The sequence below is a fragment of the Naasia sp. SYSU D00948 genome (assembly GCF_017916515.1).
In the GTDB taxonomy this organism is placed as follows: Bacteria; Actinomycetota; Actinomycetes; order Actinomycetales; family Microbacteriaceae; genus Naasia.
Window position 1 is genome coordinate 813,414 of record NZ_JAFMTA010000001.1, and the last position, 21,256, is coordinate 834,669.

At 68.8% G+C, this 21,256-nt stretch carries 12 protein-coding genes and 1 tRNA gene; 4 read left to right on the top strand and 9 right to left on the bottom strand.

Annotated features, from left to right (window positions below; genetic code table 11):
• The first annotated feature begins 148 nt into the window (after window positions 1–148).
• Together J3P30_RS03795 and J3P30_RS03800 are read left to right on the top strand one after the other, a co-directional pair.
• Window positions 149–892, top strand: a complete 744-nt coding sequence (locus J3P30_RS03795) for a hypothetical protein (RefSeq protein WP_210479600.1) — start codon at window positions 149–151, stop codon at window positions 890–892.
• Between the two features lie 81 nt (window positions 893–973).
• Complete coding sequence (locus J3P30_RS03800) at window positions 974–1,948, top strand: reverse transcriptase family protein (protein WP_210479601.1); 975 nt, start codon at window positions 974–976, stop codon at window positions 1,946–1,948.
• A gap of 389 nt (window positions 1,949–2,337) precedes the next feature.
• On the opposite strand, the gene J3P30_RS03805 is transcribed toward J3P30_RS03800, so the two are convergent.
• The 7 genes from J3P30_RS03805 to J3P30_RS03835 form a co-directional block, all read right to left on the bottom strand.
• The gene (locus J3P30_RS03805; RefSeq protein WP_210479602.1) at window positions 2,338–3,570 is read right to left on the bottom strand and encodes a hypothetical protein; all 1,233 of its coding nucleotides are present in this window, start codon (window positions 3,568–3,570) and stop codon (window positions 2,338–2,340) included.
• A gap of 453 nt (window positions 3,571–4,023) precedes the next feature.
• Window positions 4,024–7,563 (bottom strand): MobF family relaxase, encoded by a 3,540-nt coding sequence (gene mobF / locus J3P30_RS03810; RefSeq protein WP_210481856.1) that lies wholly within the window; start codon window positions 7,561–7,563, stop codon window positions 4,024–4,026.
• Between the two features lie 723 nt (window positions 7,564–8,286).
• On the bottom strand, window positions 8,287–9,489 hold the full coding sequence (locus J3P30_RS03815) for a site-specific integrase (protein WP_210479603.1): 1,203 nt from the start codon (window positions 9,487–9,489) through the stop codon (window positions 8,287–8,289).
• Complete coding sequence (locus J3P30_RS03820) at window positions 9,479–9,829, bottom strand: AlpA family transcriptional regulator (RefSeq protein ID WP_210479604.1); 351 nt, start codon at window positions 9,827–9,829, stop codon at window positions 9,479–9,481. The genes J3P30_RS03815 and J3P30_RS03820 overlap by 11 nt, the downstream gene beginning before the upstream one ends.
• Window positions 9,830–9,882: 53 nt before the next feature.
• Window positions 9,883–9,955 (bottom strand) — tRNA-Thr (locus tag J3P30_RS03825).
• Window positions 9,956–10,123: 168 nt separating this feature from the next.
• On the bottom strand, window positions 10,124–14,821 hold the full coding sequence (locus J3P30_RS03830; protein ID WP_210479605.1) for an OmpL47-type beta-barrel domain-containing protein: 4,698 nt from the start codon (window positions 14,819–14,821) through the stop codon (window positions 10,124–10,126).
• Between the two features lie 271 nt (window positions 14,822–15,092).
• Entirely contained in the window at window positions 15,093–16,010 is a 918-nt protein-coding gene (locus J3P30_RS03835) for a thioredoxin domain-containing protein (RefSeq protein ID WP_307807390.1), read from the bottom strand.
• Window positions 16,011–16,251: 241 nt separating this feature from the next.
• Between J3P30_RS03835 and J3P30_RS03840 the strand changes: the two genes are divergently transcribed.
• Together J3P30_RS03840 and J3P30_RS03845 are read left to right on the top strand one after the other, a co-directional pair.
• On the top strand, window positions 16,252–17,352 hold the full coding sequence (locus J3P30_RS03840) for an ABC transporter ATP-binding protein (protein ID WP_210479606.1): 1,101 nt from the start codon (window positions 16,252–16,254) through the stop codon (window positions 17,350–17,352).
• Window positions 17,353–17,446: 94 nt separating this feature from the next.
• The gene (locus J3P30_RS03845; protein WP_210479607.1) at window positions 17,447–18,739 is read left to right on the top strand and encodes a DUF4032 domain-containing protein; all 1,293 of its coding nucleotides are present in this window, start codon (window positions 17,447–17,449) and stop codon (window positions 18,737–18,739) included.
• A gap of 90 nt (window positions 18,740–18,829) precedes the next feature.
• Here J3P30_RS03845 and rlmB read toward each other — a convergent pair whose 3' ends face one another.
• Both rlmB and cysS read right to left on the bottom strand, forming a co-directional pair.
• A complete protein-coding gene (gene rlmB, locus J3P30_RS03850) occupies window positions 18,830–19,825 on the bottom strand; it encodes a 23S rRNA (guanosine(2251)-2'-O)-methyltransferase RlmB (protein ID WP_210479608.1) in 996 nt (331 codons plus the stop codon).
• Window positions 19,815–21,248: a cysteine--tRNA ligase gene (gene cysS, locus J3P30_RS03855; RefSeq protein ID WP_210479609.1), complete on the bottom strand. Its 1,434-nt coding sequence runs from the start codon at window positions 21,246–21,248 to the stop codon at window positions 19,815–19,817. The genes rlmB and cysS overlap by 11 nt, the downstream gene beginning before the upstream one ends.
• Between the last annotated feature and the right edge of the window lie 8 nt (window positions 21,249–21,256).

Here is a 21,256-nt window from a genome sequence, read left to right on the forward strand (position 1 = left end):
CTAACGCCAACACGGACCTCCCCGGAGCCGGCTACCGCGTCGCGCTCGCGTTCGAGCAGGCCGCATCGTGCTTCCCCGGGTTGATGCAGGGTGTGGACCCCGCAACGCCCCAGATCTCGGCCTCGCATCCGGACGCGATACTGGAGTCGTGTATACCCGGTCGGGCGGGGCCAAAGAGCCCGCGGTTCTTTTCGACGAAACCGGTCAGCAGACGACCCGGCCAATTGTGGTGGGTGCGGTCATAACCGCTGACGTGGACCGCCTCGAAACCACGGTTCGCGAGCTGTTCGACTACTGGGCGGCCGAGGAGCGCTTCGACGGGATGGAGTCGTACAAGCACTTCCTGGCCCGCGGGTTCCACAACAATCAAATACCCCTCGAACTGCAGAACGCGTTCATCCAGACGCTCCGCGAGATTGATGGCCTGCGAATCTTCGCGGCGGTTTCGGATCGCACTCGCCTTACTTTGACCGACGATGATCGGTGCCTCGTCCTGTACGGCTCGCTGCTGCCGGACGTTATCGCTTACCTTCGGCTGGGAGAGCCGACCTTCTACTTCGAGGAGAACCCCACGCTACAGAAGCACTTCGGTCGGCTGACACAAGATGCGTACGATCGTGCGGCGAGGCGGGCACCAGGTCGATCGTTGCCCAAGCCGGAGGTACGCGTGACACGAAAGGACGAGCTACTGGCGCTTGGCGTGGTCGACTTCGTGATCTCGATCATCGCGAACTGGGTCGCCCTCGAGGACCGGCAAGACGTGAGCAAGCGCGAGGTACGTAACTACCGTGCGATCGAGCGCGACATCGCTGTCATCTACCACTTTGACACCCGTGAGCGCATCTCTCGAAGGCACCGCGCGTTCCCTTCTTCAGCTGTACGCTCGTCCTAGAGAGCGGGGCCAGGTCATGGTGGGCGCGATTCCGCGCACGGTGTATCAATAGTTCATGCTGCGGACAGGTCCCGCTCTCACATGAACATCAGCCGACGCGCGCTCGCCGCCCGACTCCTGGTCAGCAACCGCTACTTGGACGAGGCCGCCTCGAGGGTGACCGTGGGTGACGCGTACATCCTGCTCTCGCTGCACAGGCGCCGGGGTGAGACACCGCGCCAAATCTTCGTCCCCGACGCCGCAACCGCGTTCCTGGTGAAAAAGTTCCATGAGTGGATTACGTCGGTCGGACCGAGACCCCCGGATCACGTTTACGGGTTCGTGCGTGGCCGCTCGCCGCTTGAAAACGCTCGTCAGCATCTTGCGAAGCAGGCCGTCCTGCGTATCGACCTCCGCGACTTCTTCCCGTCGATCTCCGCGCAGAAGGTCCGCGAAGCCCTCCTCTCGGTTGGCCTGGATGCTTCGGCTGCAGAAGTGGCAACACGTATCTTGACGGTCAACGATCAGCTACCGACGGGCTTCGCGAGTAGCCCAGCGCTCTCGAACTTGGTCTTCCGCGATTCGGATATCGCGATCAGCAGTTGGGCGAAGGACCACGGACTCACGTTCACGCGGTACGTCGACGATCTCGTGTTCTCCGGTGAGATCGGCACAGAGGCGGTCAGCGCCGCTGTTGCGATGGTGGAGAAGACGGGGTGGAGGGTCAATACAGACAAGACCCGCCTTATGAAGCGTGGTGGGAAGCAGTACGTCACAGGACTTGCCGTAAGCGATCCCGTGCGCCCGCGAATCCCGCCATCCCGCAAGCGCTCCATGCGGATGAAACTTCACCTCATCGAACGATTCGGCTACGAGCGCTACATGCGTGAGTTTCAGGGCGAGGAGCGGGGCGACACACCAGGCCATCTGCGCGGCACTGCCCGGTACATGGCGGGAATCGAGCAACCATTCGGATCGAACCTGCTCGCCCGTCTGAATGCAGTGCTACCCGAGTACTGGAGTATGGAGGATCGATCCGACCCGGATTGGCTAGAGTGGCTCGGCGACTTCCATTGAGGCCAACGACAGTGTTGGGAATGCCAGGAGCACTCGCTGTTCCGCCTAGACGAACATCCTGACGCGTCTGCCTCTTTGGCGTGCGAGAGTCGTAGCGCTACCGGCCCACCTTTGCGGAACGGTGACGGGCTCAGGGAGGGCGAGACACGGCGGGTCGCGAGAAGCCTTTTTCCTCTCCAGCTGAACGCCTGGGGACTCAGTTCTCGGAGCAGCAAGCGTCGGGTGCTCGCTTCTGCCGATATGCGTCCCGGCCATGTCGTCTCGTGGGTCAAGGCCGGCCACCGTCTCGACGGCCTCTTACCCCCGGTGGCCCATGGTCGCGACGTCGACTTGGCACCGCAGCGCCCGCGGACATGACAGTTAGGTCGGAGGGCACTCAACATCGTCATCTAAAAGGGCAGTTCGTCATCAGACTCCTCGTCGGCGAACTCAACCGCCCGTTCCGCGGCCTGAACGACCGGCGCCGACCAGAGGTCGCGTACTGCGAGCACTGCCTCACGCCCCGTCTTCGACAGGTCACTTATCACGGTTTGAAGCTCGGCCGATGAGGCGGCGCGCGTGCCCGTCCATCCTCGCCTAACCAACTCCACAAATGCATCTCGGGTCAGGTATTTCATATTGTCGTATCCAGCTCGAAATCCGCCCCGTTCCCCCGTGCGCAACACGCCTTCCTCGATGGCGAGCCGAAGGTAGTCTGCGGGAACGTACATTCCTTTCAGTACGCGCGAATCCAACGACCGGCCCGCGTCGCCCCTGACGAACTTCAGCCAATATGGCGTCTGCGTCATGCGCCAGTCAGCGCTGCTGCCGTCGGGACGCTCATTCGAAACCATCAGCTTTAGCTGGCGCCTCAGTTCGTCCTCTCGCGTGTACACCCACTGGTCGAGTTCTCGGCCCGACCGAGCTTTCTCACGATCGAGTCGCTTGTACTGGACGAGCGTGAAGGAGCCGTTTGTCACGTCCCAGTAAATGAGATCGACTCCAAGGGAGACCTCAGCACTCTTCTTGTTCACGGAGAAAACTGCCAAACGATATTTTTCCGCATGGAAGACCGAGGCGCTGGCGGCTATCTCGGCAAGATTGAGCTGGCCATCAAATCGTTCCAAATCCTTGGGAAGGAGGTCTTCTTCGAGGTCCGCACGGTAAGCCGAATTCAGAACGGTACTTAGGAGGTCATTTGCCTCCGCTGGCGGTCTATCGGCCACGAATGCATCGCTAGGGACCGGAACACCCGCAATGCCCGCTGCGAGTGAAATCGCATCTCGCACTTCGGCTCGCTCCTGCGCGAACTCGGCGCTATACCCCGGATCCTCCGCCCGTGCGATTCGAATCAGCCGAAGGGCGTCCGGGTCGTCTTCGGCAAGAAGGTCTAGAACCACCTGGCCCGTGACGTCTCCTAATCGTACCGCCCTGAGCTCCCGCGGCACGCGCAGACCACCCGCGCGTGAATTCCGCAGCTTCACCCGATCCGCTAGATCAGCGAGTTCCACGCCTCGAATACTGACGTACGGGTCCATCCGCGCGCGGACAGTGCCCAACGCCACGCCCGAGACGGTCCGTACCCAGCCGAGGCCGACCACAACGGCAACCCCGTCCTCGTCCACCGAGACAGTGAGGGCCACGCCACGCACCTCGGGCGCAGACCCTCGTCTAAAGACCTCACTTACGGCGGTTAGGGCGAACTCCTCAATCGTTTCCGCTCGATCACTCTGCCAGATCCAAACCCCGGTCAAAGAAGCCACTTGTCCCCCTCGTCGCCTGCAACGCGCGCATGATCGCCTCTCGAAGCTGAGGCTAGGGCTACTTGGACCGCGTGGCGGTTGGTGCCTGCGGCGAGGTTGCGAGTATCAGGCGTTGGGCGCGTTGCCGTCGCGAACAGGGATGGACAGCGGTAGTCGGTCTTGCTCTCGAAAAACGAAGGAATCGCGAGAAGGGCGGTTCCGAGCCGTTTGCTCTCGGATGTCACCAACCGCTCTCGTCAGAACCCGACCCTCCGTGCGTCGTGAAAAGGATCAAGTTGATGCGACGACCGCGACGGGGTCATGCGACCGTGCCGGTTCGCTGAAGTCGCATCGTCACAAGCTCGGTCCGGAATGGCGGCGTGACCGTTGCACGGGGCTGAATCGGCCTGGCGGCGTCCAAGTTCTGAGGTTGCGTGCTCCGTGCAGGGCGGCTGCCGCCTGCGCTGCATCGAATTGCTGAACGGCGGTTTCCGGGTCCGTACCGAGCGGGGTGCTGGCGGTGATGCGGTAGCGGTCGCGGTAGGCGGCGACTGTCGTTACGTCGCGCCGCCAGGCTCGCAGAGCGTGCCGGTCGGGGGGCGGGGTGCTAAGGCTGACGATCCAGAGTTCTCGGGCGGAGAGGGCTGCGTCGACTAGGGCGATCGCTCGGTGTTCGATGAGGTTGCCGAGCTGTGCGAGCGCGTCGCGCATCTCCGAGGTCATCGGGCCGATTGCGGCGGGGATGAGTCCCGCGACGAGCCGGTCCGCCCGTCGCCCGGAGCGAGTGCCCGCCGGGGTTGCGGTCGCGCGGGCGAGTCGGTGATGCAGGACCGCCGCGAGATCCTCACCGTCCTCCATTCCGCGTGCATCGATGAGTCGCGGCAGCAGACGGTCGACGTCGTGGTGGAGGGCTTCGGCACGACGCAGCTCGGCCGTCAGCGGCGCGAACGCCGGCGAGGAGATGACTTGCTTCGCCTGTTCCGGTGTGAGTCCGGATCCGCGGATGGGGGCGGTCCAGCGGTCGTGTTGGGCGGCCGCCGCGATGGTCTCGTACTCGGCGGCGAGCTGCGCGATCGAGGCCCACGCGTCTTGTTCCGCCGCGAGGCTCTGGTGGGCTGAGGTGTTCGCCGTGGAGCGCTGCAGCACGGCGTGGAGGACCGCTCTCGCGGTGACCTGCGACCCGGTTGCCGGGTGCTGTGCCGAGTGGTTGTCGTCGGGTCGGTCGGTGGCGACGTAGGCGGTGTTCGAGGTGCGTCCGCGGGTCATCGCGACGTAGAGGCTCTCGCGGCTGCCGGCGGCCTGGATCAGGGCGTGGCCGGTGTCGGTGGTAAGTCCCTGCGCCCGGTGCGCGGTCACCGCATATCCGAGTTCGAGATGGTTACGGACGTAGTCGGCAGGAAGCACGAGGGCGCCGCCCCAGCGTCTGCCCTCCCTTCTCACCTGGAGCGAGCCGTCGGCCCTGACATTCGTGACGATCCAGCGGGCGCCGTTGCGCACCCAATCCGTTCCGGAACGCAAGCGCCGGTCGTTGCGCCGGGTGAGGACCAGGTCGCCGATCGACGCGGCGGTTCCGTCGTGGAGGGCGACCTCGGCGGTTGCATCGATTGCACCGGCGAGGGCGAGGTCGGCACGGGCCCTGCGATTCAGATCCGCGACGGTGGCGCCGTCCTCCGCAATCAGGATCGACATCAAGCCGTCGGCGAGGTCGCTTCGCCAGGCACCGTAGGCAGCGTCCATCATGTCCTCTGCCGTGCCACCCCGGATGCGCCCCTGTTCCTCATAGACGTCGACGGCCGGGGCATAGCCGCGGCGCAACTCGAGTGACGCCCGCTTCTCCCAGTCCTGAGTGAAGCGCTCGACCCGCTCGAGCTCCGGGACGTCGGCACGATCCTGGACGAGGAGGGCGAACGCGCCGCCGGCCTCGACCGAGGACAGCTGCGCCGGGTCTCCCACGAGGAGCAGCTTGGCGCCGCCGTCCTTGACCTGGTCGGCGATGCGCTGGAGGCCGAGGGTTCCGGCGAGGGAGGCCTCGTCGAGGATCACCAGCTGCCCCGCCGTGAACGTGACGCGGCCAGCCTCGTGGTCGTGCCACCACTTCGCGGTGTTCTCGGCCGGGATCCCGAGCTCGGCCCCGAGCACCTCGGCGGCGGCCGCAGAGGGCGCCAACCCGAGAACAGATCCGATGCCGTGCTCGGCCTCCCAGGCGTGCCGCAGGGCCTGCATGGCGGTGGTCTTGCCCGCGCCCGCCGGACCCACCAGCACGTCCACCACACGGCCGGAGGTGGCGACCGAGCCAAGGGCCGCCACTTGATCGGGACGGACCAGCCGCCCTCGGCTGTCCGTCCGGGACCACTGCAGGCGATTGGTGGCGAGGGTCGGTGCGCTCTTGTCACGGGAGAGGGTGAGGAGCCGGTCCTCCGCCTCGAGTAGCGCCGTCGAGGAGAACAGGACCGAGTGTCGCGGCCGGAACACGCTGGTTCCGTCCGGCCGCTGAAACACCGCAGGAGTCGGCGCGAGTTCGGGTGGAGTGAGCCGGATCGATGCTCGTTCGGCGGCATCGACGATCAGGCCGGTGACAGCCTGCCGATCCTCGGTGGTGGCGAAGCGCCAGCCCATGGTCTGCCGGGCCGCCTCGGCGTAGAGGTTCCAGTGCCGCCAGGTCGACCGCTTCTCCCCCACCTCCTCCACCACACTCCGGCCCAGCCGCCCGACCACCTCCGACGGGACGTCCTCCGCCCGCAGCATCGACGACGGACCGCCCGCGGCGACCCTTCGAGCCCAGGTCGTGGCGTTCTCGCCGAGATGCGTGCCGGCCCGCTGGCGCCAGTCGCGGGTGAGGTCGGCGAGGGAGCGGATCTCCTTGTCGGGCCTGGTGGCCAGGGTCGCCTGCGCCCTCAGCTTCACGATCGTCGCGGGACCCGGCCGACGCCCGAGCGCCGCCCGGTACTCCTCGATCAGACGGTCGGTCTCGACGTCGATGTGCCGCGACCGGTTGGAGAACTCGGCGACCAGGGCCTCCTGCACGCCGCGGATCGCCCAAGACGGATTGCGGTCGACGCCCATCTGGCGCTGCTCCCACCGCACGCCGAGGACGCGCGAGAGCCGGTCGGCGAACAGCGCCTCGTGCAGCTCCGAGAGCGCCACGGTCGCCGCGTGCAACGGGCGGCCGTCCAGGGCGCGCCACTTCCCGTCGAACACTGTGCGGGCCTTGTTGCTGACTACCACGTGGGTGTGCAGGTGCGGGTCCCCGGCGCGGGAGTCGTAGTGGTCGAACGCGGCCGCGATTAGACCGGTCACCTCCACCTGCGCAACCGCCCCATCGCGTCCGGTTGCACCGGCTCGGGTGGCGGCAACCTCACGCTCCATGAACGCAACAACGTCCGCAACCGCCTCATGATGGGCCTGCACGATCGACGACTGCGTCCCAGCGTCCGCCACGGCCCACAGGACCGACGCCGACTTCGGCACCGAGAACGTGAAATCGAACCCGGCGACTGGGCGCCGCGATCCGCGCTCCCCCTCCTCCGCCTCGATCGCCGCCACCGCCGCCGACCGGTCTTCACCCGCCAGCTTGGGGTCGAGCGCTGCGACGCGGTCGGCGACCCGCTCCGAAAGCGGGGCATAGACGGGATACGCCCGACCCAGAGGGTCACCGCTGGCCGGGTCGCGGCCCATTCCAACCATGAGCTGCAGCTGCGACTCCGACACCGGATCCCCCACGGCGATGCGGCCACCGCCGAGGGCAGCGACGCCACCGCCAAGCCACCGCCCCGGCGGAGTGCCCACCTCCGCGTAGTACCGCGTCAACGGCGTGGACAGCGACCGGTCGCCGTCGCCGGCCGCGACGGTGCGCAGCAGGTACTTGTAGCCGTCCCCGGCACTCATCACCCGCATCGACACCGTCACCCGACAGGCACCTCCGGCAGGAAGGTGCGCGACCAAATCCAGGGGGGCGCCTCGGACTGCAAGAGGCGTGGCAGCTCTTCGCTCCTTGAAACGGATATCCATGAGCCGGTCATAGGAGGAGGGCGGTCCGAGTGCGCGTGAAGCGAGCTCGTACGGCCTGTGGCCGCCGGAGTTTCGGATGCGAGGAGTGCGACAGCGCGGTCTGTGCGCCAGCTGCATTGCTGAGCCACCACAGAGGATCCCTCGATGCGCAGAGACCGGTGGGCCCGCGTCGATACGTGACGGTGGGGAGCCAGGGCTGAGGGGACACCAAGTCCCGGCGCACGCTGCCAGCGGTCGGCTCCGCTGCGGGCCTGCCCGGACAGGTCGCGGCACCACCGCGGTGTGCGGGGACGGCGTGCGTACCTACCTGATGGAGGCGAATCTTGGAGACTACGAGCGGAACCCCAAATGGCCCCTGAGACGTGGGATGAGGGCGTTCAGGCTGCAGAAGGCAGGTGCGCCGTCGCGGGGACACGCCAGTGGGGCTGGCCGGGCGATGGCGAGAGTGCGGTGGTGCCAGCGTGGCACCACCGCTCCTTGGCGGCCGGTCGAGATTGCTCCGGGCCCACCCAATGCAGGCCGAAAGGCCAAAAGAGCGGTGGTGCCGCCGCGGCACCACCGCGCAGCCTCGGTTCATCTCGATCCATCGAGACCTCACTCGGAGACACCTCACGGCACATCGGGGTCGTAGTTCGGTGCCAGCTTCTCGAGGATTGCCGCCGTCGCCGGGTTCGCCACGTTCTCCCGCTCGATGTAGTGCTGACGGGTGATCCGGGTCGCCGCGTGACCGAGCATCTCCGCAGCCATCTCGTCATTCGCTTCCCGGCTGATGAGCGTTGCCACTGTCTTACGGAACGAGTGAGGCGTAATCCTTTGGCCGGATAGGCCCGCCAGGTCCAGCACGAGGCGGAAGGTCCGGCGCACGTTGTATGGGGTGAGCGGTGTGCCATGACGCGTGAAGAAAAGCAGGTGCTCGGGGTCGCCGTCGGGCGTCAGAGCGAGTCGCTTGCGGATGACCTCCGCCGCGAACTGCGGGATGGCCACCGTCCGGTTCGATCGGTCCGTCTTGGGCGACTCCTGTCGTAGAACACCCTTGCCCTTGCGCACCACGACCGTGCCGCGGAACTGCACCGTCGGGGGGTTCGCCGTCATGTCGACATCACACCTGCGCAGTGCGAGCGCTTCGCCGATGCGAGCCGAGCTGCCGAGCATCACTTCGATGATGCCGCTCACCTGACCGTCCGGCCTCGGCCCCATCACGCCGGGTGCGGTGCGCCAGGTCGCTGCCGCCTGTCGGATCGCCTGCAGCTCCGCCATCGTCAGCGCCTTGGGCGGGGCCGGCGGCTTGCGTAGTGGCGTGGTGGCAGCCACCGGGTTGTTCCGGATGGCCTCGTGCCGCATGGCGAATTTCATGAGCAGGTTCAGCATCACCTTGGACAGCTTTGCCCGTGCGTAGGACTTCGCGGCCTGCGACTTGAGGAACCGCTCGACCCGGGCGACGGTGATCTCGCGAAGCGTGAAGTGCTCGAAGGCCGGCATGAGCAGGGTGCGCAGCTGACGTTCGTAGGTCTCCTTCGTCCCCTCCGACAGGTTGGGGTCCATCTGGACTTCCTCGAGCCAGAGCCGGGCGAGCGTGGGGACCGGGGTGTCTGCGGTCACGGCCTCGCCGGTGTCGCCGAAGCTGTCCCGGTTGGCGGCCTTGCGCTTGAGAGCGGCGATCGCCGCGGCCTTCGTCGCTCCGGTCGCCGAGAGGCGACGCAGACGACCGTCCGAGTCGCGGATACGGGTGGTGGCCTGCACCTTCCCCGACCCGGCTTTGGCGGTCCGGATCTCGCCGAAGGTGCCGATGTCCGTGCGAGGCCTACCCGACATGGCGGGTTCCTTCGGCGCCCCGCTCTGGCTCGGACATGCGCTCGATCCACGCCTCGATCTCCGAAACGCGGTAGCGCAGTTCGCGTCCGACGTGAACGGCGCGCGGGCCGCGTCCGTCGCAGCGCAGGTCGTAGATCGCCTGGGGCGCCACGCCGAGGTACTCGGCGAGCTCCCGCGTGGACAGCATCTTCTCAAGGCCGGTGGTGATGGTGTCATCTCGCATGCCAACCAGGTGCGCGAGGCGTCCCAAGATCGGCCCAACACGGCCGATGCCCATACTGCGCAGGGCCGCCGCAACGGCGGTCTGCGCGAATAAATGGCCAATAAATGGCCAGCTCATCGAGTCTCCGTCCCTTCACGGTTCGGAGAAGTAGGTCTGACCAGGAGTTTCTGAGCCGACTACGGGACTTGAACCCGTAACCGCCCGATTACAAGTCGGGTGCGCTACCAATTGCGCCAAGTCGGCCTGCGGGCTGGCGCCCGCGCACCCATCCTACGAAGCTCGCGGCCTCCCGATCCGCGACGGGAACGGCAACCGGAACGACGAGGGGCAACCGTGTCCGGTTGCCCTTCGTCGCTGGGGTTGCCGTTGTGACGGGGAAGGGCCCCGCGCTCACGCGCGGGGCCCTTCCGCTCACCGGAGGCCGATGTTGACGAAGTACGTCTGGCCGTCGTCGAGCTTCACGCCCACCCGCCAGTAGTTCCCGCCGGTGCCGGTCTTCCAGTTGTAGAGGTACTGCTGGGCCGCGGAGTCGTAGCGGTAGGTGGTCCCGCTGTCCGCCGAGGCCGTGTACACCGTCTCATCGACCGGCGCGGTCGTCGTCGAGCCCTTGACCGGGGTCAGCCACACCGGGGCCGTCGCCGCCTGGACCACGGTGCCGTCGTCCTTCTTGAGCTGGAACTTCGCGGGCACGGTGCTGCCGGCCTTGAAGATGCTCGTCGAGGCGCCGACCTGGTGGGCGGTGTCGTTGATCGGCTGGAGGAACCCGTCGAACCGGTAGATCACCCGGTAGGTGCCCGTGATCGTCGTCTTGTTCCCGACCTTGTCGGTCGCCGTCGCCGTGTAGGTGAAGGTGCCGACGCCGTTGGCGTTGCCGCCCGAGACGGTGACCGTGCAGGACGCCAGCCCCGAGAAGCTGTCGGTCGCGGTGCAGGTGGCCGCGGGGACCTTGCCCAGGGTGAAGGTGCCGCCCTGGACGTTGACGTCCGCCGTGGTGAGCGTCGGCTTCTCCTGGTCGATGTTGATCCCGGTCACCGTCGCGGTCGCGGTGTTCCCGGCCTTGTCGGTCACCTTCCCGGTCGCCGTGTTGGCGCCGTTGGCGGAGAGGATCACGGGGTCCGGGCAGGTCGCCACGCCGGAGAGCGCGTCGCTGCAGGTGAAGGTCACCGTGACCGGACCGCTGTACCAGCCGCTCGCGGTCTTCGTGCCGCTCGTGATCGCGCCCGTGATGGAGGGGGCGGTCTTGTCGAGCTTCACGGTGACCGAGTCGGTCCCGACGTTGCCCGCGGTGTCCTTCGCCGTTCCCGTCACGACCTTGCCGGCCGTCTCGGTGGAGACGGTCACCGGAGCGGTCGTGCTGGCCACGCCCGAGCCGTGGTCGTCGTCCTTCGCGGAGAAGGTGACGGTCACGTCGGAGTTGTTCCAGTCGTCCGCGTTCGGGGCGGGGTTGAGGACGTGCGTCACGGTCGGGGCGATGTTGTCCCACTTGAGCGCCACGGCGTTCGCCGGCTCCGCGTTGCCCGCGTTGTCGACGGCCCAGTACCTCACCGAGGCCGCGCCGGTGCCGCTGAGCAAGACGCTCACCGTGGCGCTCGCGCCGGCGTGCACCTGCTCGGCACCGCCGTTCACGACGTAGCGGATCTCCCGGACTCCGGACAGGCCCGCCTGGTCGACGGCCGTGAGCACGATGTTCGCGGTCTCGCCCTTGCAGTAGCCGTTCTCGGCGGTGCAGGTGTTGTTGCTCGTCGTGCTCGGCGCCTGGCCGTCGATGTTGATGCCGTCCACGGTCACCCGGGCGCTCGCGTTCCCGGCCACGTCGGTGGCGGGGTCGCTGGTCGCGCTCTGGTTCCCGCCGTTGCCCCTGACGGGGACGCTGGTCGGGCAGGACGCGACGCCGGACAGGCTGTCGGTGCACGCGAAGTCCACCGTCACCTCGCCGGTGTACCAACCGGCGGCGTTCGGCCGGGTCGTGGGCGCTCCGGTGACCACCGGCGCGGTCCGGTCGATCCGGATGCCGGAGACGGAGGCGGGCTCGCTGGTGTTGCCCGCTCTGTCACGGATGGTGACCGGTCCGGCGCCGAGGTTGGCGCCCTCGCCGGTGATCCTGCTGTCCGCCGGCTGGCTGCCGGAGTCGATCCCGGAGAGCGCGTCGTCCCCGACCCACTTGACCGTGACGTCGGTGTTGTACCACCCGGCGCCGTTCGGGTCGGAGGGCACCCCGACGAGGGTCGGCTTCACCATGTCGATGTTGACCGGGCCGTACTCGACCGCGTTGCGGTTGCCCGCCACGTCGACCGCGTCACCGCGGACGGTCTGGTTCGCGCCGCTGTTGGCGAGTGTGGTGTCGCCGGCGCAGCCCGCCACCCCGGCGATGCCGGAGTCCGCGTCCTCGCAGGTGAAGATGACGTCGACCGGGGTGTTGTTCCAGCCCGCGCCGTTCGCCGCCGGGCTCTGCGAGCCGCGGATCGTCGGCGGCGCCACGTCGACCTTCACCGTGAAGGAGCGCTTCGCCTCGGCGTTGCCGGCGTTGTCCACGGTCCAGTACTCGATCGTGTGCGTCCCCGTGCCGAGCTCGGCCTCGAAGCGCTCGCCGTAGGTCTGCTGGGCGCCACCGTCGATGCGGTAGTAGGTGGCGGCAACGCCGGAGCCGGTCTCGACGACCGCGAAGGCCACCGGGATGCCGCTCGTGACGAACCAGCCGCTCGCCGGGGAGATCGGGTCGATCACCGTGGTGACGGGAGCGGTGCGGTCGACCCTCACGTCGACCGGCGCACCGGCCTTCTCGACGAGACCAGCGTTGTCCACGCTCCAGAACTCGACCGTGTACTCGCCGTCCTCGACGAAGGCGATCGGCCCGGTGTACGTCTGCTGCGCTCCGTCGTTGACGGTGTAGTGAGTCGCCGCGACGCCCGAGAGGTTGTCGGATGCGGTCAGGGTCACGCTCGCCCCGGTCGTCGCCCAGCCGGAGTCGCCGACCCCGCTGACGGACCCGGTCGTCGTGGGCGCGGCCCGATCGATCTTGATGCCCGAGACGGTCGTGGTCGCGGCGTTGCCGGCCACGTCGACACAGGTCGCGGTGGAGGACAGGTTCGCGCCCTCACCGGAGACGAGTGTGTCGGAGGGCCCGGCGGCGACACCGGACAGCGCGTCGGTGCAGGTCCAGCTGACCGTCACATCGCCGGTGTGCCATCCGGCCGCGAAGGTCCCCTTCAGGACGGGCGCGGTCCGGTCGATGTCGATCCCGCTGACCGTCGCGCGGCCGGTGTTCCCGGCGGCGTCGGTCGCCTCGCCCGTCGCCGAGCGGTCCGCGCCCTCGGTGAGGACGGTGGGAGCGGACGTGGTGGTCACACCGGAGAGCGCGTCCGTGGCGGAGTAGGTCACCGTCACGTCCTCGTTGTACCAGCCCGCCTCGTTGGGCGTGCCGGTGACGGAGGCGGACACCTGCGGGGCGGTCGTGTCGATGTTGACGGTGGCGCTGTCCGTCGCCGTGTTGCCGGCGCCGTCCGTGGCGGTGCCGCCGACCGTGTGCGAGCCCTCGGCGGACTTCGTGACGGGAGCGGTGCAGCCGGCCACGCCGGAGCCGCCCTGGTCCTCGCAGACGAAGGTGACGGTCACGGCACCGTTCGTCCATGCGCCGTCGCTGTAGCTGCTGGGGGCGAAGGTGTGGCCGATCGTGGGCGCCGTCCTGTCGATCAGGATCGTCGCCGTCCGCGGGGCCTCGGCGTTGCCCGCCTTGTCGACGCTGAAGTAGGTGACGGTGTGCTCGCCCTCGGTGGAGAGGGTGAAGCGGGTGCCGGTCTGAGCGGCTCCACCGTCGATCGTGTACGAGGTGGAGGCGACGCCGGACAGCCCGTCGGTGGGGGTCAGCGAGACGTTCACGCTGCCGTTGACCCAGGTGTTGGACGCGCCGCTGATGCCCGTGGTGGGGGCGGTGCGGTCGATGTTGACCGCCGGGCTGCTCGTCGCGGTGGTGGAGAGGCCGGCTCCGTTGCTGACGGTGGTCGAGCTCGTCAGTCCGGAACCCTCACCGGTGATGAGGGTGTTCGCGGGCGGAGTGGGGATGCCGGACTCCGGGTCGGCGGCGGTCCACTTCACGGCGACGTCGCCCGCGTACCAGCCGTTGCCGTTCGGCTGGGTCGTGGGAGCGCCGGACAGGGTGGGGGCCGTCGTGTCGACGTTCCTGACCTCGACGCTGGTGGTGGTCGTGTTGCCCGCTCGGTCGGTCGCCGTGCCGGTCACCGTGCCGTTCGCCGTGACCGTGATGCTGCTCGACGCCGGGTTGGTGCCGTCGGCGACACAGGAGGCGATCCCGGACGACTGCCCGCCGCCGGAGTTCGAGTCCGCACACGTGAAGGTCACGGTCGTGGGCTGGCCGAAGCCGGCCGTCGTCTGCGTGGCCGTGATGGTGGGTGCCGCCTTGTCGACCCGCACGGTCACCGATCCCGGCGCTCCCAGGTTGCCGAGCCGGTCGGCCTGAGCGAGCGTGGTGAGGTCGGTCACACCGTTGGAGGTCACGGTGTTCGTGCGGAACGGCTGCGTCCCCGCCACGCCGACGCCGCCCCCGAGGTCGGTCGCGGTCCAGGCGACCGTGACGTCCGCGTTGTTCCAGCCCGCCGCGTTCGGCGTGGGGGTGATCGCGGAGGTCACGACAGGCCCGGTGTTGTCGCGGACGTAGAAGGCGGAGCTGTTGGTCGCGGTGGTGGTGCACCTGTCGTTGTTGTTGAACGCCCCGGTGGCCGCGACCGTCACCGCGGTCCCTCCCTCTCCAGCGGGAGCCGTGAGGTTGAAGGTCCACGTCGTCTTGGCGGTCGCGGACACCTGACGGGCGGTGTGGGCACCGGCGACGTCGACGCACTTGGTGCCGGCCGGGGTGGTGACCGTGAGCGTGACCGGGGAGCCGCTCTTCGCGTAGAGGACGCCGCCCACCTCGAGCGTGCCGGTCCCGCCGGTGAACCGGGCGGAAGCGACATCGGCCGCGATCGCCGCGGTGACCGGCGCGTTGAAGGTGCTGAACAGCACCGCGAGGACGGCGAGGACGGCGAGCCAGAGGGGTCGCCGTCTGCCGTTCGGCTCGGCTGCCTTAGCCGAGTTGAAGAACAGTGGGGAGCGCATTCGGGAATCCTTCGGAGGGGATGAGCGGGGACTTCTCCCGAAGGTAAGTGGACGCTTCAGCGGTGGGGAGGCCTGCGCCGTTCAAAGGCCTGAACACCGCCCCGTCAGCCCGTTCAAATACCTGAACACGCGCCGTTCAGGCGCCTCGACGGCAACGGGAACGACAAAGGGCAACCGTTTCCGGTTGCCCTTTGTCGCTGGTGTTGCCGGTCGTTACCGGCGCCGCCGTTCCGTCGCGGCGCTGCCGTCGGCTCAGCCGGCTGGCTCCGCCTCAGGCCGCCGGGGTCGGCGTCGGCGTCGGCGTCGGTGTCGGCGTCGGCGTGGCCGAGGCCTCCGCCGTCTGCTCGAGCACGAAGGCCGCGAACTCCGTGGGGTCGGTCAGCGACCCCTGGTACTGCGCGCCGTTCACAAGGACCGTCGGTGTCCCCGTCACCTTCGGGACGTCGGTGTTCGGCAGAGGTCCGGTCAGCGCGCGGGTGGTGGCGTCGGTCACCCAATTGTTGAAGGAGCCGTCCTCGATGCAGTCCTCGATGCGCCCGGACGACGAGACGCCCGCCTCCTCCGCGAGCTCGACGAGCTCGTCGTTCTCGAGGCCTGCGGTGCCCTCCGCGGGCTGGTTCTCGAAGAGCAGGGAGTTGAACGCGTAGAAGGAGTCCGGCGAGTAGTTGGCGACGCAGGCGGCCGCATTCGCCGCTCGGGTCGAGTACCGGGTCCCCTGCGACTGGCTGTTGAGGATCGAGATCGGGTGGATCTCGACGGTGGCGCTGCCCTCGGTGACCCAGCTCTCGATCTGCTCGCTGTTGGTGCTCTCGAACTGGCCGCAGAACGGGCAGAGGTAGTCCACGTACACCTGGATGTCGACGACCCCGGGCGGGTTCGCCTCGGAGGGCACCGGGTCGGAGCCCGCGGGCAGGGCCGCGGTCGTCACCGCGCGGAGCTCCTGGCCGATCTTGATGCCGTCGCTCGCCATGTTCGCGGGACCGGGGCCCGCGGGCCGGATCGAGGTGAAGATGATGAAGGCGATGATCGCGACCACGGCGATCGCGGCGATGCCGATGCCGCTGCCGAGCAGGACCTTGTTCCGCCGCTCGCGCCGCTTCTGCTCCTCACGGAGCTGGCGGGCCTTCTCCCGTGCGGCGTCACGACGCTCGTTCTTCGAAGGCCTGGCAGATCCTCCGCCGATGGTCACAGCTGAACTCCTAGTGATGGGCGCGCGAGAGCACGCGAGATGCGCTCAGCATCGTAGGGGCTGGGTGCTGGGAATCGTCGCCACGGCGGCTGGACGGCGCGTCAACGCCCGCCAGCCGTTTCCTCACCGCGATGCGTCGAACAGTGCAATACTGAGCCGAGTCGGTTCCGATGGCGGGCCGACATTTCCATCACTACGGATCGTCCGGCACGTACCTGCCGGTGAAGGAGACGACGCCACCATGGCAACTGTCACGTTCGACAATGCAACCCGGCTCTACCCGGGCTCCAACCGCCCCGCGGTCGACGCGCTCAACCTCGACATCGCGGACGGCGAGTTCCTCGTCCTCGTCGGCCCCTCCGGCTGTGGCAAGTCCACGTCGCTGCGCATGCTGGCGGGCCTCGAGGAGGTCAACTCCGGCCGCATCCTCATCGGCGACCGCGACGTCACCGACGTCCCGCCGAAGGACCGTGACATCGCCATGGTCTTCCAGAACTACGCGCTCTACCCGCACATGACCGTCGCGGAGAACATGGGCTTCGCGCTGAAGATCGCGGGCATCGGCAAGGACGAGCGCGCCTCGCGCGTGCTCGAGGCGGCCCGCCTCCTCGACCTGGAGCCCTACCTCAACCGCAAGCCCAAGGCCCTCTCCGGCGGTCAGCGTCAGCGCGTCGCGATGGGCCGCGCGATCGTCCGTCAGCCGCAGGTGTTCCTCATGGACGAGCCGCTGTCGAACCTCGACGCCAAGCTCCGCGTCCAGACCCGCACGCAGATCGCGTCGCTCCAGCGCCGCCTCGGCGTCACCACCGTCTACGTCACGCACGACCAGACGGAGGCCCTGACGATGGGCGACCGCATCGCGGTCCTCAAGGACGGCATCCTGCAGCAGGTCGGCAGCCCGCGCGACCTCTACGAGAAGCCGAACAACGTGTTCGTCGCCGGCTTCATCGGCAGCCCGGCCATGAACCTGTTCCCGGCGGACATCGCCGAGGGCGGCGTCCGGTTCGGCACGGCGGTCGTCGGCGCCGGCCGCGACGAGGTGGGCCGTGCACACGGCAGCCAGGTCACCGTGGGTGTCCGCCCCGAGGACCTCGTCGTCTCGACGGCCCGCGGCGAGGGTCTCCAGGTGGAGGTCGACCTCGTCGAGGAGCTCGGCGCGGACGGCTACCTCTACGGCCACTCGGAGGTGGACGGCAAGCGCACCGACATCGTCGCCCGAGTCGACGGCCGCGTTCACCCGAACGCCGGTGACACGGTGTACCTCATGCCGCAGCCGGGCCACGTGCACATCTTCGACATGGAGACCGGCGAGCGCCTCACCCAGAAGGCGATCGCGCACTAGGACACAGGGATCGAAGGGGCCCGCCGCGACGTCCGCGGCGGGCCCTTTCGCCTGTGATCGACTTTCCACAGCGCACCTCTAGGCTGGACTACCTATGCCAACCCGCGGCTCCCTCAACATCACGGCAGCGATGGTCGACCCCGCGCTGCTCGACCTTCCCTGGCACCTCCCCCTCGAGGAGTGGCCGGACAAGAACATCGCGTCCCTGCCGAAGGGCATCTCCCGGCACCTCGTCCGGTTCGTGAACCTCTCCGGCTACGTCATCGCCGTCAAGGAGACCTCGGAGGACCTCGCGCGCCGGGAGTACGAGATGCTGCGCACGCTGCAGCGCCTCGAGGTCCCCTGCGTCGACCCCGTCGCGGTGATCTCGAACCGCACCGATCTCGACGGGGCGCCGCTCGACGCCGTCCTCGTGACGCGCCACCTGAAGTTCTCCCTGCCGTACCGCGCCCTGTTCTCGCAGGCGCTGCGGCCCGACACGGCCACGCGTCTCGTCGATGCGCTCGCCCTGCTGCTCGTCCGGCTGCACGTCATCGGCTTCTTCTGGGGCGACGTGTCCCTCTCCAACACGCTGTTCCGGCGGGATGCCGGCTCCTTCGCGGCCTACCTCGTGGACGCCGAGACCGGGAAGCTGTACCCGGGCGGCCTCTCCAACGGTCAGCGGGAGAACGACGTGGAGATCGCCCGCGTCAACATCGCCGGCGAGCTCATGGACCTCGAGGCCGGCGGGCGCGTGGAGGAGGACCTCGACCCCGTCGAGGTCAGCGAGCGCATCGTCGCCCAGTACCGCACGCTCTGGAAGGAGCTCACGGGCTGGGAGATGTTCCCGCGGAACGAGCGGTGGCGCATCAACCAGCGGGTCGACCGTCTCAACGAGCTCGGCTTCGACATCGACGAGCTCGCCATCAAGACGGACGAGACCGGCACGCAGGTCCGCATCCAGCCGAAGGTCGTCGACGCGGGCCATCACTCACGGCGTCTGCTGCGCCTCACCGGCATCGACGCCCAGGAGAACCAGGCCCGCCGGCTCCTCAACGACCTCGACTCGTACCGCGCCACCTTCGGCCTGGAGGGCATGGACGAGGAGGCGGTCGCCCACGAGTGGGTCGCCCAGGTCTTCGAGCCCGTGGTCCGGGCCATCCCCCGCGACCTCAAGGGCAAGCTCGAGCCGGCTGAGGTCTTCCACCAGTTGCTCGAGCACCGCTGGTTCATGTCGCAGAAGCAGAACCGGGACGTGCCGCTCGCCGAGGCGGTCGCCGCCTACATCGACGAGGTGCTCCGCCACCGGCGCGACGAGGCGACGATGCTCAATCCGCCGACGGCGTCGATTGCAGTACCGGTGGGCGCCGACGAGGACGACGACGACGACTGGCGCTCGAAGGTCTGACTCGCGCTCGGCGCACCGGGGATCACCCTCGCCGCAGTAGTCGTTCCCACCGCGGCGAGGGCCCTCCTCGAGCGCCGGGGCGACGCCCTGTCAGCCGGCGGCGGCGTCCTCGGCGCGCAGCTTCGCGATCTCGTAGAGAGCGACGCTCGCGGCGATGCCCGCGTTCAGGGACTCCGTGTCGGCTGTGATCGGAATCGACACCACCGCGTCGCAGGTGTCGGTCACGAGCCGCGAGAGCCCCTTGCCCTCGCTGCCGACCACGACGACGAGAGGCCCGGTCGCGAGCTGAAGGCCGGGCAGGAGGGTGTCGCCGCCGGCGTCGAGGCCGACGATGAACAGCCCCCGCTCCTTCAGGGACTTGAGGGTGTTCGTCAGGTTGCTCGCCATCGCGACCGGGATCCGCGCCGCGGCCCCCGCGGACGTCTTCCAGGCCGCCGCGGTGAGACCCACCGACCGGCGCTGCGGCACGATGACGCCCTGCCCGCCGAACGCCGCGATCGAGCGGATGACCGCACCGAGGTTCCGCGGGTCCGTCAGGCCGTCGACGGCGACGAGGAGCGGGATCTCGCCCCGGTCCTCGATCTGGTCCAGCAGCTCCAGCGGGTGCGCGTACTCGTAGGGCGGGATCTTCAGCGCGATGCCCTGGTGCACGGCGTCCTCGCCGGCGAGGCGGTCGAGCTCGGGACGCGTCACCTCGAGGAGCGGGATGTTGCGGTGCCCGGCGAGAGCGATCGCCTCGCGCACGCGGTCGTCCATCTCGATCCGCACCGCGATGTAGAGCGCCGTGGCGGGGATGCGCGCCCGCAGCGCTTCGACGACCGAGTTGCGGCCGCTGATCACCTCGGACTCGTCGCCGGCCTTGGGCCTCCGTGGCGGGCGGGCGGCAGGCGCCTTCTGGTTCCCCGAGCGCGCGGCGGCGCGCTCGGCGGCGGCCTTGCGCTTGCCGGCCGGGTGGTACTCCCGGTCCTCGGCCTTGGGGGTCGGGCCCTTGCCCTCGAGGGCCTTGCGGCCGTGGCCGCCCGTGCCGGCCTTGGGTCCCTTGCGGTTCTTGCGGACGGCTCCGGGCCGTCCCGGCTTATTCGCCATCGATGCTCCACTGTGTGCCGGCAGGGGTGTCCTCGAGGGCGATGCCCGCCTCCGCGAGGTCGTTCCGGATGCGGTCGGCGCGGGCGAAGTCGCGGCCGGACCGCGCCTCCTGCCGCTCCTCGAGAAGGCGCTCGACGAGCGCGCGCAGGGCATCGGCCGCGGGACCGGCGCCGGTCGACGCCCACTGCGGGTCACCGGGATCGATGCCGAGAACGCGCACCATCGCGAGGACCTCCGCGCGGCGCTCCGCAACGACGTCGAGGTTCCGTGCATCGAGGGCGGCGTTGCCCGTCCTGACCGTCTCGTGCAGCACCGCGAACGCGCCGGGGGTCGACAGGTCGTCGTCGAGCGCGTCGGCGAAGGCGGCAGGGACCGTGTCGGCGCGGTCCGACCCGACGCCCGCGCGCTCGAGCGCGAGCGCGGAGCGGTCGAGGAAGGTGCGGATGCGCTCGTAGGCCGCGTCCGCCTCGAGCAGCGCGCCCTGGTGGTAGTCGAGGGTCGAGCGGTAGTGGGTCGCGGCCAGGTAGTAGCGGACGACGACGGGCCGTGCCTCGGCCAGGAAGTCGGCGGCGAAGATCGAGTTGCCGAGCGACTTGGACATCTTCTGCCCGTCGACCGTGACGAGGCCGTTGTGCACCCAGTAGCCGGCGAACGCGTCGCCCGCCGCCGTCGACTGGGCGAGCTCGTTCTCGTGATGCGGGAAGCGGAGATCGAGTCCGCCGCCGTGGATGTCGAAGGCGCGGCCGAGGTAGCGCGCGGACATCGCGGAGCACTCGATGTGCCAGCCGGGACGTCCCGGACCCCACGGCGACGGCCAGGAGGCCGACTCCGGCTCGTCCTCCTTGCGTCCCTTCCACAGCGCGAAGTCGCGCGGGTCGCGCTTGCCGCGCGGGTCCGCGTCCTCGGCGGCGACCATGTCCGCCGACGCCTGCCGGGTGAGCGAGCCGTAGGAGGGCCAGCTCAGGGTGTCGAAGTACACGTCGCCGGACCCGTCGGGGGCGGGGTAGGCGTGGCCGGCGTCGATCAGGCGCTGGATCAGCTCCTGCATCTGCTGCACGCTCGCGGTCGCGCGCGGCTCGTAGGTCGGCGGGAGGATGCCGAGCCGGTTGTAGGCGTTCGTGAACTCGAGCTCGTACCGGTACGCGAGCGCCCACCACTGCTCGCCGTCGGTGTCGCCCGGCTTCGCCGCGAACGCGAGGATCTTGTCGTCGATGTCCGTCACGTTGCGCACGAGCGTGACGCGATAGCCGCGGTAGCCGAGCCAGCGGCGCCAGAGGTCGTACACGAGGGCAGAGCGCAGGTGCCCGATGTGCGGGGACGACTGGACGGTGGGTCCGCACACGTACATCCCGACCTCGCCGGGGACGAGGGGCTCCAGCTCCCGGAGGCGGGCCTCCAGGGAGTCGTACAGTCGGACGGGCACGGATCCAG

What these genes read in the sequence shown, in the direction of transcription:
- J3P30_RS03830 (WP_210479605.1), bottom strand. Translation starts at nt 14,821, where the DNA reads ATGCGCTCCCCACTGTTCTTCAACTCGGCTAAGGCAGCCGAGCCGAAC.
- J3P30_RS03800 (WP_210479601.1), top strand. Translation starts at nt 974, where the DNA reads ATGAACATCAGCCGACGCGCGCTCGCCGCCCGACTCCTGGTCAGCAAC.
- mobF (WP_210481856.1), bottom strand. Translation starts at nt 7,563, where the DNA reads ATGCGGGTGATGAGTGCCGGGGACGGCTACAAGTACCTGCTGCGCACC.
- J3P30_RS03820 (WP_210479604.1), bottom strand. Translation starts at nt 9,829, where the DNA reads ATGAGCTGGCCATTTATTGGCCATTTATTCGCGCAGACCGCCGTTGCG.
- rlmB (WP_210479608.1), bottom strand. Translation starts at nt 19,825, where the DNA reads ATGGCGAATAAGCCGGGACGGCCCGGAGCCGTCCGCAAGAACCGCAAG.
- J3P30_RS03815 (WP_210479603.1), bottom strand. Translation starts at nt 9,489, where the DNA reads ATGTCGGGTAGGCCTCGCACGGACATCGGCACCTTCGGCGAGATCCGG.
- J3P30_RS03845 (WP_210479607.1), top strand. Translation starts at nt 17,447, where the DNA reads ATGCCAACCCGCGGCTCCCTCAACATCACGGCAGCGATGGTCGACCCC.
- J3P30_RS03840 (WP_210479606.1), top strand. Translation starts at nt 16,252, where the DNA reads ATGGCAACTGTCACGTTCGACAATGCAACCCGGCTCTACCCGGGCTCC.